The sequence below is a fragment of the Pseudanabaena minima str. Chao 2107 genome, from assembly GCF_051131155.1.
In the GTDB taxonomy this organism is placed as follows: domain Bacteria; phylum Cyanobacteriota; class Cyanobacteriia; order Pseudanabaenales; family Pseudanabaenaceae; genus Pseudanabaena; species Pseudanabaena minima.
Genome location: NZ_CP159508.1, coordinates 4,141,936 through 4,155,550, shown reverse-complemented (window position 1 = coordinate 4,155,550; position 13,615 = coordinate 4,141,936). Strand labels below are relative to the sequence as shown.

The 13,615-nt window shown below is 43.4% G+C and carries 12 protein-coding genes; 4 read left to right on the top strand and 8 right to left on the bottom strand.

Annotation, left to right across the window (positions count from 1 at the left end; all coding sequences use genetic code 11):
- Positions 1-54: 54 nt before the first annotated feature.
- Positions 55-891, top strand: a complete 837-nt coding sequence (gene pheA / locus ABM313_RS18900) for a prephenate dehydratase (protein ID WP_434684686.1) — start codon at positions 55-57, stop codon at positions 889-891.
- A 142-nt stretch (positions 892-1,033) separates the two neighbouring features.
- Here the strand turns inward: pheA and ABM313_RS18895 are convergent, their stop codons facing one another.
- Positions 1,034-1,771 (bottom strand): hypothetical protein, encoded by a 738-nt coding sequence (locus tag ABM313_RS18895; RefSeq protein WP_434684685.1) that lies wholly within the window; start codon positions 1,769-1,771, stop codon positions 1,034-1,036.
- A 175-nt stretch (positions 1,772-1,946) separates the two neighbouring features.
- Positions 1,947-3,755, bottom strand: coding sequence for a protein kinase domain-containing protein (locus ABM313_RS18890; RefSeq protein ID WP_434684684.1), 1,809 nt, complete (start codon positions 3,753-3,755; stop codon positions 1,947-1,949).
- A 362-nt stretch (positions 3,756-4,117) separates the two neighbouring features.
- Between ABM313_RS18890 and ABM313_RS18885 the strand changes: the two genes are divergently transcribed.
- Together ABM313_RS18885 and smpB are read left to right on the top strand one after the other, a co-directional pair.
- The gene (locus ABM313_RS18885) at positions 4,118-4,468 is read left to right on the top strand and encodes a hypothetical protein (RefSeq protein ID WP_434684683.1); all 351 of its coding nucleotides are present in this window, start codon (positions 4,118-4,120) and stop codon (positions 4,466-4,468) included.
- Between the two features lie 19 nt (positions 4,469-4,487).
- A complete protein-coding gene (gene smpB, locus ABM313_RS18880) occupies positions 4,488-4,946 on the top strand; it encodes an SsrA-binding protein SmpB (protein WP_094534639.1) in 459 nt (152 codons plus the stop codon).
- 116 nt (positions 4,947-5,062) lie between these two features.
- On the opposite strand, the gene ABM313_RS18875 is transcribed toward smpB, so the two are convergent.
- The 5 genes from ABM313_RS18875 to ABM313_RS18855 all read right to left on the bottom strand — a co-directional run bounded on the left by ABM313_RS18875 (position 5,063) and on the right by ABM313_RS18855 (position 9,990).
- Positions 5,063-5,332, bottom strand: a complete 270-nt coding sequence (locus tag ABM313_RS18875) for a hypothetical protein (protein WP_323261042.1) — start codon at positions 5,330-5,332, stop codon at positions 5,063-5,065.
- Positions 5,333-5,473: 141 nt separating this feature from the next.
- Positions 5,474-7,264, bottom strand: coding sequence for an ABC transporter ATP-binding protein (locus tag ABM313_RS18870; RefSeq protein WP_434684682.1), 1,791 nt, complete (start codon positions 7,262-7,264; stop codon positions 5,474-5,476).
- Complete coding sequence (locus ABM313_RS18865; protein WP_071590106.1) at positions 7,264-7,380, bottom strand: photosystem II reaction center protein I; 117 nt, start codon at positions 7,378-7,380, stop codon at positions 7,264-7,266. Before ABM313_RS18865 ends, ABM313_RS18870 begins: the two co-directional genes overlap by 1 nt.
- 315 nt (positions 7,381-7,695) lie before the next feature.
- Positions 7,696-8,370 (bottom strand): GAF domain-containing protein, encoded by a 675-nt coding sequence (locus ABM313_RS18860; protein ID WP_434684681.1) that lies wholly within the window; start codon positions 8,368-8,370, stop codon positions 7,696-7,698.
- Between the two features lie 168 nt (positions 8,371-8,538).
- Entirely contained in the window at positions 8,539-9,990 is a 1,452-nt protein-coding gene (locus tag ABM313_RS18855) for an ammonium transporter (RefSeq protein ID WP_434684680.1), read from the bottom strand.
- A gap of 800 nt (positions 9,991-10,790) precedes the next feature.
- Between ABM313_RS18855 and ABM313_RS18850 the strand changes: the two genes are divergently transcribed.
- Positions 10,791-11,567: an MBL fold metallo-hydrolase gene (locus ABM313_RS18850; RefSeq protein ID WP_434684679.1), complete on the top strand. Its 777-nt coding sequence runs from the start codon at positions 10,791-10,793 to the stop codon at positions 11,565-11,567.
- Positions 11,568-11,596: 29 nt separating this feature from the next.
- Here the strand turns inward: ABM313_RS18850 and ftsH are convergent, their stop codons facing one another.
- Positions 11,597-13,486: an ATP-dependent zinc metalloprotease FtsH gene (ftsH, locus tag ABM313_RS18845; RefSeq protein ID WP_434684678.1), complete on the bottom strand. Its 1,890-nt coding sequence runs from the start codon at positions 13,484-13,486 to the stop codon at positions 11,597-11,599.
- Positions 13,487-13,615: the final 129 nt, after the last annotated feature.

Genomic DNA, 13,615 nt, shown 5'->3' with positions numbered 1-13,615 from the left:
GCGAAGCTTCGCCACTAAAAATCTGGTTCCTTATTCAATCGCGAAACCCTAATCATGACAACGGTTGCTTACCTTGGTCCCGCAGGTACATATTCAGAAGTGGCAGCTTTGCAATATTTACAGCTTTGCCATCCAGACTTAGAGCATGATCCTTCGCGGCTGTGTCCCTATCCCACGATTCCCCAAGCGATTAATGCTGCTGAGCATGGCAATGTGGATGTAGCCGTTGTTCCTGTAGAAAACTCAATTCAAGGTGGCGTAACCATGACCCTCGATAGCCTGTGGCAATCAGAGTCATTGCAAATTCAACAGGCGATCGTTTTGCCGATCGCTCATGCCTTGATTACTCGCGCCTCAAATCTTGACGATATTAAAGTTGTCTATTCCCACCCCCAAAGCTTAGCCCAGTGCCAACAATGGCTTGATCTCTATTTACCCAACGTGCAACAAATTGCTACTGACTCCAACACTGATCGATTACATAGTGTTGCTGAGGATGCCACAATAGCGGCGATCGCTTCAGAACGGGCTGCTGCGATATATAACTTACCGATCTTGAAATTTCCGATCAACGATCAACCTGATAACTGCACGCGCTTTTTAGTTTTAGGACGTACTGCGCCCACCACTAAAGGCACGCATTCATCCCTTGCCTTTAGCCTGAAACGCAATATGCCGGGAGCCTTAGTCAAACCTTTGTTAGTATTCGCTGATCGCCAGATTAACTTGAGTCGGATTGAGTCACGCCCCACCAAGCGATCGCTGGGTGAATATATATTCTTCATCGACATTGAAGCCCCCATTGATGATCCTAACTTCAGTGAAGCCTTACAAGAACTGCAATCTGTGACCGAAAATCTGAAAATTCTTGGTAGTTATTCTATTGCTTAACTAAAAGAAAGTTAGTTCGACGAAAGCGAAAAAGGATAAGAATCGCTAAGCGGTTCTTACCCTTTTTCGCCATTTGCGGCGTGTAAAGCACGCCGCAAATGGCTTGAACTCACGTTAAAAGAGTGTGCTTAACGACCATTTTTTAGATCTTAGAATGTGCAAGACGCTTGTTTTTCATCAGTACATTTTTGCCTTCATTAGTTTGCTCAATCACTAATAGAGGTGTGGGTTTTGCCGTTTGATCCCAACTAATTATCGCCAGTCGTCCCTGAATCGTAGGTTGCCAATTGCGATTTGCATCTGAGGCAACCACAAAATTTTCTAACCCAGTCGCCAAATCTTTGAGAATGCTCTGCGAGCCATGAGCTGGGATTTTTGCTAGCTTGACATGGATACGAAAGAGGGTACGAATTTGTGAATCATCATGATGCTCAGGCTGATAGGACACATCAAAAATCACATCGACCTTGCGAACCGTGCCGCTATCTTCTTCGGTGGGCATTAGTGCAGGGGCGACTTTTTGGCGGAGGTTAACCTTCATTTGTGCCAAGATAATTTCACAAAAATTGGGTTCCTCCATTCTCATGCTCAAATAATCTAGATTAAACTCACGGGAATGAATCAAATCAGGATTGCGTTCATGCTCATCAATCATATTCAGAGCTAGTTTGAGCTTTTTCGCGGTTTCACTAGTTTTCAGTTTCTCGATCTTTAATTGTTGGCGATTTTTTTGCAATTGCCAATAATTGTAGATAGTTGCGCCGATCGCTCCCCATAGTAAAACTAAAAGTAAGCTCACACCAACGGTATTTTGCAGTGGTAGAGTAGACTGCTCAAGCGCCCCCAGAAAGCCACTTTCTTGATTGCTTTTTACTGTCATTAAAACGTTTGATTTGTACAACATAGCAAAGCCCCAATCATTTAAATAGAAATATCAGAAAGCCGACTTGCCTTAATACCCTATTCTTACTATGCCCACAATTTGCCCTGAAATTAATTTATGGTGCTTCGCCGTAGATTAAAAAAGATGGGGCGGCTTCGCCGCCCCATCTTTTTTAATCTACTTTTGTCAGATTGGCGATTTTCCATTTGCCATTTTCAAAACTCAGGGTGCAAACATAGCGCCCCCTTGATGGCTGAGACTGAGTGCGATCGATTTTGCCATTGACATATAGGGTTGGACTTTCAAAAATCTCTACGGTCACATTGGCTTGATTATCCTGAATACCAAATGAGCCAACTCGACTCACCGTAAATTCACCATAGCGATAAAAAGCATTATTCTGCTCTAACCAGTCGATCGCTCCTTTGCGTTTTTCATAGGCTTCCCCTGTCGTTAGCTCGGCTAGCAATTTGCGGTTAAAGGGTGGGGCAAACATTTGATTTTTGCTAGCTACCAAATTATTTACGATGTCTACAGCATCAGTCTCAGACAAAGGCTCAATCGGAACTTGGGGAGAATTAGTTGGGGTCGGAATAGGGGCTACCGTGGGTGCAGAAGTTGCGATAACTGTAGGTTCGATAGACGCGGATGGACTAGGACTAGCTACGGGAGTTTTGCTAGGACTTTGGGTAACGGCAGCTTTATTAGTAGGAGTGGAGTTATTGGCGGTATTTGTGGTGATATTGGATGAACGTGTCGCCATCAAAGCGCCGATCGCGATCGCAATGGCAAAGGCTCCGCCCCATACAGCAATCCATAAACCTTTATTATTACCGTTACCACCATTATGATCAGCTTGAATTGGGGCGTAAACCTGTACAGTCTGCTGAGGCAATGGTTCATGAGATGGAGCGCGATTTATGGGTGTAGGTGTTTGAGTAGCTGGTGGTAATGGTTGGATTGGTGGTTGTGGAATCAGTGGCGGCGCGATCGCTGGCGTATATGCTTCTGTCGGTGGGACTGTGGGAGTTACTTGGGGTAAGACTTCCGTATGCAAATTATGATTGCTGTTTTGATTGTTGTTTTGATTGTTATTGAGACCCACAATCGTGGACTGAAGCCCATTAGCGGAGTTACTTACTGGTTGCGTTGGCAAGTGGCGATCGTCTAAGTTTGCCAAAACCTTACGAATTTCTGAAGCTGATTCATAGCGATCTTTGTAGTGATAGCGGGTCATCTTGGCTAATACATCGACTAAGCCCGACTTATTTGGCACAAGATGTTGCCAGATTAATTCTCCTGTTTGGTAATCTTCTTGCAATTCACGCGGTGGCAAACCTGTCAGGGCTTGAATGCCGATCATTCCAAGTGCATACAAATCACTGTTATGGCGGGGTTTACCCTGAGCTTGCTCACTAGGCATATATCCCAAAGTCCCGATCGCTACGGTGGCGATCGTTGCTCCCTCTTGATTTAGCTGATTTTGAACCTGTTTGATCGCCCCAAAATCAATCAATACTAATTTGCCATCGGATTTACGGCGAATAATGTTATCTGGCTTAATATCACGATGAATTACGCCATGACTATGGGTATATTCCAAAATGCTTAATAAGTCATCAAGGATCTGCATAACTAGGGTTTCACTGAGCCGATGGCCGCGTACTAACTCTATTTCTAGCGATCTCCCCTCAATAAACTCTTCTACTAAATAAAATTCCCCAGCCTGCTCAAAATAAGCCAGCAAACGGGGAATGCGATCGTGACTGCCTAACTGAGCAAGGGTTTGTGCTTCACTAGTAAATAATCGACTCGCCACCTTTAAATATTCGAGATCTCTACTAGCAGGTTTGAGATGTTTGACCACACAAAGTGGCTCATTTGGTATGCGCGTATCATGGGCTAAATAAGTATGACCAAATCCACCCTCACCCAACTTGCTAGCGATGCGGTAGCGTCCATCAAGTAATTGACCAATCATCCGATTACACCATTCTTGTCACAAATATATATAGCGATCGCCTTACAAGTAAAACATAAAAACCAAATATGGGAAGTGACGCTTTACGTCACTTCCCATATTTGGGTTTTGTAAATTTTGCTTAAAGCAATAAATAAAGGCGGCGCTTCGCACCGCTTTTATTTATTGTTGCTCATGCTCTAGGATTAAACGATTTAATGACACCTTGGTTTATGATGGATAAGCTGTAAGCCCTAATAACTAAAATTAAAAAGTGCTAATGCCAAAAAATGGCATAGTACATGATAAGCCTATAGCTTTTAGAGATAGTTTGTAGACAAGGACTAGTAAACTGCTAGCCGAACCAGTTGTTTTGATGATTTATGGCTAGATACACTCAACATTTCTTAGTTGAAATCGCTCCCGAAAACCTACATTCAACGATTATCAAAACGTTGGAGTCTTGTAACTTGGTAATTACCTATGAAACTGATGACTATGTGATTGCTCAAGAAATAGAGACTAATGCGTCATTCGCCAAAATGGTTACGGTAGAGGTCTTGATCCATCGTTCTGAGATTGAGGGCAATCAGGCAAAATTGACTAGCGTTACCAAAAATGCCGAACTGCCACTTCGGATTAATAATTACTGTCATGGAATCTCTGATCGTGTTTCTAAAGCATTCTGTGACAGTCCAGAATGGAAGCTATTAGAAGTTACATCAGGATATTAGACAGTATTAATGGGAATAAATGGCAAATTACTATCGTGTACTCGCCGAAAATCGGCAAGCTAGATTTAATTACGAAATTCTCGAAACCCATGAAACAGGGATCGAGCTACTTGGCACGGAAGTTAAATCAATTAAAGGGGGGAAAGCAAATCTCCGCGATGCCTATGGTATTGTGCGGAAGGGGCAGATCATGCTGCTAAATATGTATATTGCCCCACACCATACGACTAGTGTGTATTTTAACCATGAGCCAACCCGCACTCGTCGGTTGCTATTACATAAAGATGAAATCCGCAAGTTGATCGTGGCTGTGCAGCAAAAGGGTTTGACGCTAGTACCACTCAAGGTCTATCAAAAGGATGGATGGATTAAGGTTGATTTAGCCTTAGTCCGCCAAAAGAAACTTCACGATAAACGCGATGACATGAAAAAACGCGATGACAAGCGTGATATCGAAAGGGTCATGAAAAATCGTTAAAACTTAATATCAATTCGACCAACACGCAAAACAGGAAAAATTGCTCCGCAATTTTTCCTGTTTTGATATAGCCATTTGCGGAGTGCGAAGCACTCCGCAAATGGCTATATCAAAACTCACGTTAATCTACTGAGATTAATAGCTATAACCACAAGCCCTAAAATCCAGACTGGCAAGAAAAATAATGCTCCACCAAATTCTCTCTGTAACAACCAACCTGAAGTACTCCGAAACTTAGCTCGAAAAATCAAATCTACGATCACTAAACCACAGCCAACTGCTGACATAGTGATTGGGTCTTTGAGCTTAAGTAAAAATCCGCCAATTAGAGCTATAGGGCTTACGGCAACCAGCATCATCAGCCCTAGCATATTTCCTCGAACCATAAAAAATGATGTCTATAGCGATCCTAAATGGTTTGTGAGAATGCACCCCGAAGAGGTGCATTCTCACAAACCATTTAGGATGCAAAGTTGGCTCACTACGAGTAGCCAACCTAACACCAACAAATCCCAATCATGCCAATATTAACGGGTTGCCATCATTTCTAATTCATAGAGGCTGGCATAAACACCTTGCTGAACAATTAGTTGATCGTGAGTGCCAGACTCGATGACTTCGCCTTGCTTGAGGACGAGAATACGATCGACGTTGCGAATTGTCGATAGACGGTGAGCAATAATGATCGTAGTGCGATCAATCAAAAGTCGATCTAAAGCTTGTTGAATCAAAAACTCGGTACTGACATCAAGACTAGCGGTTGCTTCATCTAAAATTAAAATTCTGGGATCGCGAATGGCAGCTCTGGCAAAGGCTAGCAACTGCTTTTGTCCACCCGAAAGATTTGTACCACGCTCACGGACTTGGGTTGCGTAGGCTTCGGGCAGTTCTTGAATAAAGCGATCTACATTCATCAACTCAGCAGCTTCGACTACTTGCTCGATCGCATAGTCTTCACCGAGCGTAATGTTGTCTTTAATATCCCCAGAAAATAGGAAAGCATCTTGCAAAATTACGCCAACACAGCGACGTAGCTCTGCTTGAGTAATCTCACGAATGTCGATACCATCAATTAAAATTCTGCCCTTGGTTGGCTCGTATAGACGCGATAACAGTCGGATGATTGAGCTTTTACCCGCGCCTGTGGGACCAACAAGGGCAATTTTTTCACCTGCTTTCAGTGTGAAGTTCACATCTTTGAGAACATACTCATTGGGTTTATAACCGAACCACACATGATCAAAACAAATTTCGCCAGTGCCATCAAGGGGAAGCCTTTTGGGAGATTCAGGGTCGCGAATTTCGATGGGTTCTTGCAGGATGGCATTGATCCGTTCAACTGCTGTAAATCCTGCTTGAATTGTGGTGAATTTTTCTGCGAGTTGACGAATTGGGTCAAACAGGCGCTGCGAAAACAACACAAAGGCTGAAAGTTCGCCGAAGGTGAGATTCTTTTGGACAATTTGTCCGCCGCCTAGCCATAGTACGCCAGCGATCGCCACTAGCGCAATCCATTCCAGTGTCGCCGAAACCGCAGAATCATGGAAAACTGTGCGATTTACTTCGTCTACATACTGCTTATTGACTTTGAGATGTTGGGCGGAGTTAAACTTTTCGCGACGAAATAGCTGAACAATATTTGCGCCAATAATATTTTCTTGCAGAATTGAATTAAGTTCTGACAGGCGATCGCGAGCCTTAAAATTTGCTTTGCGATATTCGTACTGGAAATAGACAATTAATGCAGTCACGGGTAACACCATGATCACTAGCATCAGGGCTAAGTCCCAGCGCAGCAAAAACATGAAAATAGCGATTGTCCCGATCGCTGCAAAATCGCTCAATACACCTACAGCACCAGTTGCAAATACATCACCTAGTGCTTCGACATCACTAGTTAAGCGGGTGATGAGTTTGCCAACAGGCGTGCGATCAAAAAAACTAGTTGATAAAGAGGTGACGTGACGGAATAAATCAGAGCGGATATCTGCTGTAATTTTTTGTCCGACCTCCTGCACCAAGTAGCCCTGCCAAGACTGAAACGCAAGGCGCACTGCGATCGTCAAGAGTATGACTAAGCAAATCCACCGCAAACCCAACAAATCGCCGTTTTTTATTGGTCCATCAATGCCTTGCTGTACCAAAATTGGCTGGACGGCACTAGCGATTGAGAGAGGTACAAGTAAAAGCAGCGATATGACAAGCTGTTTGGAATTTTGCTTTGCGTAAGGCAATAAGCTCAAAATCAACCGCCAGTCATTACTTTTGCGATTTGAAGATTGAGATTTGGCAGAGCTAGCTTTGGGGGTGTTGATCACTATTCGAGATCCCTGTTACCTGGGTTGCGAGATGGATCGCTATTGAGGAAGCCAAACACAAACAAACTGATGAAAAATATGACAGTGATGTAGACCACTATTTTTAAAGTGAGCATAAATAAATAATCTCCGTATAAATATCTAAGAATTTATCCTATGTTAAATCTTATAGGAAAAGATGGGGATTCCTTATAATTCCTTAAGATTGGGTATTTACTTTTGAGTATAAATACTTAGATTTAAAAATTAAAGGTAATATTTTGTGTTTTTAAAACCCTTACTGGGTTTGGCTTTTAATTCACAAAAGTGTTTCTATACTTTCGTTAATTGTTATTAACCCAAGAAGAGAAGAGTGGCTCGAAGCACCGCTCTTCTCTTCTTGGGTTAATACGCTAAAAAACTGGAGATTTACATTTATGACGCTAAAGCTTTTACGTGGGAAATACTTGTCCTAAAAGTTGCGATCGCTCAATGTATAGAGATATTTGAGAAGCGATCGCCTTTAATAATTTCTCATCTAAATCTGAATAGGCGAGGGTGATTTCTCTGACATTATCTGATGTAATTGAAATATCTTGAACCTTACGATTTATTAACTGAAAGACACCGATCGTTCTTTTTTGTAAATCGAACATGGGAACAGCTAAAACTGAACGGGTGTGATATTCAATATCGTAATCAAAAGTCTTGTGATGTCGATATACAGCATCATCTGGCAGATCGCGCACATCAGATAAATTGAGCGTCTCACCTGTCATGGCAACATAGCCGACGATACTATCCTGGTTGAGTGGCACGGCAAAGTTGACTAGTGATCGATCAGGTTGGGAATCATTTTGAGAAACTTCAAAGCAGACTGTGTGGACTGGGGCAGAGCGATCGATTAAATAAATACTGCCTGCGTCACTTGCTGTCATTTTACGAGTTGTCGCTAATACTGATTCTAAAAAAGTTCTTAAGTCATTGGTGCTAGACAAGGATAAAGATACTGCCAACAGATTATCAAGCAAGCACTTGTAATAGTGTAGTTGCTCTGCTAGTACCTGAGGATTCGAGGGGGAGCTATCTTCAGGTGTGTCTGTTTTCCAGCCTAAATCAGGAGTCATGGATGTCGCCAATATCTTTATAATGTCCCGCTCAGCTCAAATAAAACAAAGTTTTGGGAATTTAGTCTTAGCAGCACAAGCTATCCGAATAATACTAGCAAAATCACCCCAGAAAAACACTAAAAAAAGTAAATGGCAGCGCTTAGCGCTGCCATTTACTTTTTTACTTTATTCTTCTTCGTCATCAAATTGGAGATCATCGATTGGATAAACATCTGGCCAAGCCGATGCACCATGCTCATAAACATCAATGCCAATGCGATCGGCTTCAGGATTAACTCGCAGCATCCCCAATGCTTTGATGGAGCCAAACATCAAAAAGGAGAAGATCACTACAAAAATGATAATCGCAACTTCACCGCCGAGTTGCACTCCAAGTAAATCAAAACCACCACCTAAAAATAATCCAGCTTTTTTATTGGTGGTTAGGGCTGGATGTCCAAATAGTCCTACAGCTATTATCCCCAGCATACCGCACGCACCATGAACGGCAAATGCACCCACAGGATCGTCAATTTCAAACCACTCAATGATGTCTACTACTATCAACACCAGTACACCAGCCACGGCTCCGATTAGTGCTGCCGCCCAAGGCATGACATACGCACAGCCTGCGGTAATACCTACTAAACCTGCTAGCGAACCATTGAGTCCGCAAAATAAGTGCCACTGACGAAAGCGAAAGTAGATGTAGATAAAAGCTGCTATTGCACCAGTGGAAGCGGCTATTGTTGTATTTACAACAATTAAGCCAACTAAACCAGGGTTATCCATAGTCAAGGTCGAACCAGCATTAAAGCCATACCAGCCAAACCATAAAATCATCGTGCCAATCGTGGCATAGCCAAGGTTATGCGCTGGAGGAATCTGCCCCCATACTCGATCAGGACGTGGACCAAGTAAATAGGCTCCAACTAGAGCTGTCCATCCGCCAACCGTATGTACAGCAGCATCCCCAGCAAAATCATGAAAGTTGAGTTTATAGAGCCAGCCCCCATTGTTCCAAACCCAATGCACAACAATGGGATACATAACAGCGCCCATGATAAAAGCGTAAATTAAATCGCCCTTAAAGTCAGTCCGTTCAGCCATTGCACCTGTAGTGATCGTACTTGCTGTTGCTGAAAAAGCGAACTGAAAAAAGAACAATGTCAATGTGTTGATGGGCGCGGTAGAACCTCCTGCACCCATCGCATACTCGATCGCCCCATTATTGAAAGTAAAGGCATTATTTAAAAAGAAGCCATCTACCCCAAAAAATCCGTTACTAGTTGTCCCAAAAGCGATCGCAAAACCAGTAGTCCACCAAGCTAAAAGGGTAACTGCTGCATCAATGAAGTTCTCGGTAAGTGTATTTACTACCCCCGTCTGCCTGACCAGCCCTGCCTCTAGCATGGCAAATCCACATTGCATAAAAAATACTAAAAACCCCGTGATCAGCACCCAACCCGTATCAACTGATAGCTTTAGAGTACCTGTGTTTTTAGTTAAAGACTCTAGTGCGCCTGTCTCCACCGCATGGGCGATCGCTGGTGTAAATGCAGCAAATATCGCAGATCCGATCGCGATCGCTAAAAAACGCGCAAAATAATTCTTTCTTTTTGTTGTTACTTTTGCCATGATTAGATCCATACACCGCTATTTGGATTGTTGAGCATTTATATCAACTCACAAGAGTATGACGACACTTTTGTGAGTTGCAAATCAGACCCAGCAAGGGTTTTAAAGGCATAAAATTGCTAAGCGATTTTATGCTTTGGTATTAATACGTCCCTTCTCCCCTTATTTACAATGCTTTGCGCTTAAACCCAAACCAAGATATTTTTTAAAAGTGATGCAAACCAACGCCTTTAAAAAATATCTTGTGACTCCGTTGGTTGATAATTGCTGTAAGTTGTCACAGATTATTTTGAGAGATAGCAGGAAAGCTGTAAATTGCAAATTGGCGTAAGTTTAGCCCTGATTTCTTATACTTTTAAAGAATGATCTGCAAAAGTGTCGATTAGTACAGTCAAGCTTGTAGGAAATACAACATATAGTTTGCGGTTTTGATCAATATGTGTGATCACTGTCACAAGAGCATTGTTACACGATCGCCTTCTTGATGTGAGTTGGGTCACCACTTAAGCTAGAAAAAAGGAAGATAATCTAGTCACTAGCGACGTATCTACATAATTTCTCCCGCAAGAATGCCTCCTGCGGGTTTTTTATATCAAAAATCAGGAGTATAAAACCCAAGAAATGGTTGGCGGCGCGGAGCGCCGCCAACCATTTCTTGGGTTTGCTCCCATCCAAGGATTAGCGGTGCTTCGCGCCGCTAATCCTTGGGTGAGCCTGTAGATATACTTTGCACTTCTTCTGATTTTGTTTGTAAACAATTCGTTACAATACTATGTAGAAAGCTACTACATCTAAGAATTATGTATTTAACATGGCTAGACAGTAATTCATGGCTGATCGAGATTGCAGGTAAACGCATTTTGCTCGATCCTTGGTTGGTTGATGCGTTGATGTTTGGCAATGCTGCATGGTTTTTTAAGTCTGAGCGACTTACTCCAAGAGAGATTCCCCAAAATATTGATTTAATTTTGCTGTCACAGGGATTACCAGATCACGCCCATCCCCCTACTCTTAAGAAACTCGATCGCCAAATTCCTGTAGTTGGTTCACCCAGTGCTGCCAAACTAGTCAAAGAACTTGGCTATACCCAAGTTACGGCTCTTGCCCACGGTGAAGTATTTAGTATTCCTAACCTATTAGAAATCAGAGCCGTGCCAGGTTCACCCACTGGCCCAACTACTCTTGAAAATGGATATATTCTCCGAGATCTCGTAGAAGGAACTTCTATTTATTACGAACCTCATGGCTACCATGCAGCGGCAATTCAAGAATTTGCGCCTGTGGATGTGGTGATTACGCCCATGATTGATTTGAAATTGCCGCTCCTTGGTACGGTAATTAAGGGGCAGCAAGGTGCTGTGCAGGTAGCAAAGTGGCTCAAGCCTCAAGTAATGTTGCCAACCGCCGCAGGTGGTGATTTGACATATAGCGGGGTATTGTTGAACATCTTGAAGGCTGAAGGTTCGATGGATTCTCTGCGATCGCTATTCACAGAAAATAATATTTCTACGCAAGTGATTGAGCCTAAGCCTTGGGAACGTTTTGAGGTTAAGCTCGAGAAATTAGCCGTCACATAAAAAAAGGAGCGCTTAGCGCTCCTTTTTTCTTAGAACTTGACTGAAGCTGTTTTCTTCTCTGGAAGTTGCGTGTATTCCGCGACGATTTTGCGGAATTCTTCTCCATCTAGGGTTTCTACGTCTAACAGAATATCGACTAGGCGATCGCACAGGTCACGATTTTCTTCGATCAAACGTTTTGCTGTGTCGTAACAAGTTTGGGCAATCTGACGGATTTGCCGATCAATGCGATCGCCTAATTTGACGGAGTAATCGCTCTGAGGCATAAAGTTACGCCCCAAAAATACTTCGCCGCTTTCGGATTCTAGAGCGCCCAATCCTAAATCTGACATCCCGAATTGAGTCACCATTAAACGGGTCAGCCTTGCGACTTGCTGGAAATCTCCCGATGCGCCCGTAGTGATTTCGGCATCGCCAAAGACGACTTCTTCGGCAGCCCGGCCACCAAGCATCATCGTAATTGTGTCCAGAATCTGCGATCTCGACTCTAAGCCATATTCTTCATCGGGGACACCCTTAGCAAAGCCACCGATACCACCAGATCTCGGCACGATCGTAATCTTGTCGAGCAAAGATGCATTTTTAAGCAGAGTCATTACTAGGGCATGACCAACTTCATGATAGGCAACCAAACGTTTTTTGGAGCTATCGAGCATCGGTTTCATACTTAGACCGATGGTGATGCGATCGATCGCATCGGCAATTTCCAGTTCTCCGATTGCTTCTTTATAGCGTCGCGCCGCTAAGATTGCTGCTTCATTGAGCAAGTTTGCCAAATCCGCACCTGCAAATCCGGGGGTCAGACGCGCCACTGATTCGAGTGAAACATTGTCTTCTAGCTTTTTATTACGCGCATGGACTTTGAGGATTTCTTGACGACCTTTATAGTCGGGATAGTCCACAGTGATTTGGCGATCGAAACGACCTGGGCGTAGCAAAGCACTATCTAACACATCGGGACGGTTAGTTGCGGCGACGACAATCACGCCCGAATTACCCTGAAATCCATCCATTTCCGTGAGCATTTGGTTGAGGGTTTGCTCACGCTCATCGTTGCCACCACCGATACCAGCGCCCCGTTGCCGACCGACCGCATCAATTTCATCGATGAAAATGATACAAGGTGCATTATCTTTTGCCTTTTGGAATAGATCGCGGACGCGGGAAGCACCCACACCCACAAACATTTCTACAAATTCTGAGCCTGACAGCGAGAAGAAAGGAACCCCCGCCTCTCCTGCGATCGCCTTAGCGAGTAGAGTCTTACCTGTGCCGGGAGGTCCAATTAACAACACGCCCTTGGGAATTTTTGCGCCAACTGCCGTAAAGCGATCGGGCTGTTTAAGAAATGTAACAACTTCCTGTAATTCTTCCTTCGCGGTATCAATACCAGCCACATCTTCAAACATGATTCCCGTTTTGGCTTCGGGTGAAAATCTCGCCTTCGTTTTGCCAAAGCTGAGGGTTTGTCCAGGTCCCCCAGGAGCATTACTGAGACGACGTAAGACCATTAACAATATAAAAATCAACAGCATCGGTACAAAAAATGTACTTGCAAGTTGCCAAATTAAGGTTGGTTGCTGAGGGGCTTTTACCGCGATATCGACATTATTTTCCCTTAGAGCCTTCATCAATTCGGTATTGCCATCACGGGCAATTAAGTCAACCCTGACTTTGCGACCATCTTTTAAAACTGCTTCCGCCGCTAAACCGTTACTTTCGAGATCGATTTTTTGAACACGATTTTCTTTCACATTTGAAAGTAGCTCGGTATAGCCCATCGTCGCTACATTATCTGTATCAGCACGAGCAGCCGTTGGCACTGCCATCGCTACACTTTGCAATATTGCTAAACTTACGACCGTCGTTTTGACGCGCCGCCAAAAGGTTGCCAAAAAGATTTTTTTACCAGAAGACATCACTGCCTGTCGCTCCTTATAACCCTGTCGATGCGGTAATCGGTTGACTTTAATTATCTACTAGTCTAGTGCATTGGCAAAAAAGCTGTCATAAAGAAAGTAAGGGTGACACTTTGTGTTGTCTTTCCA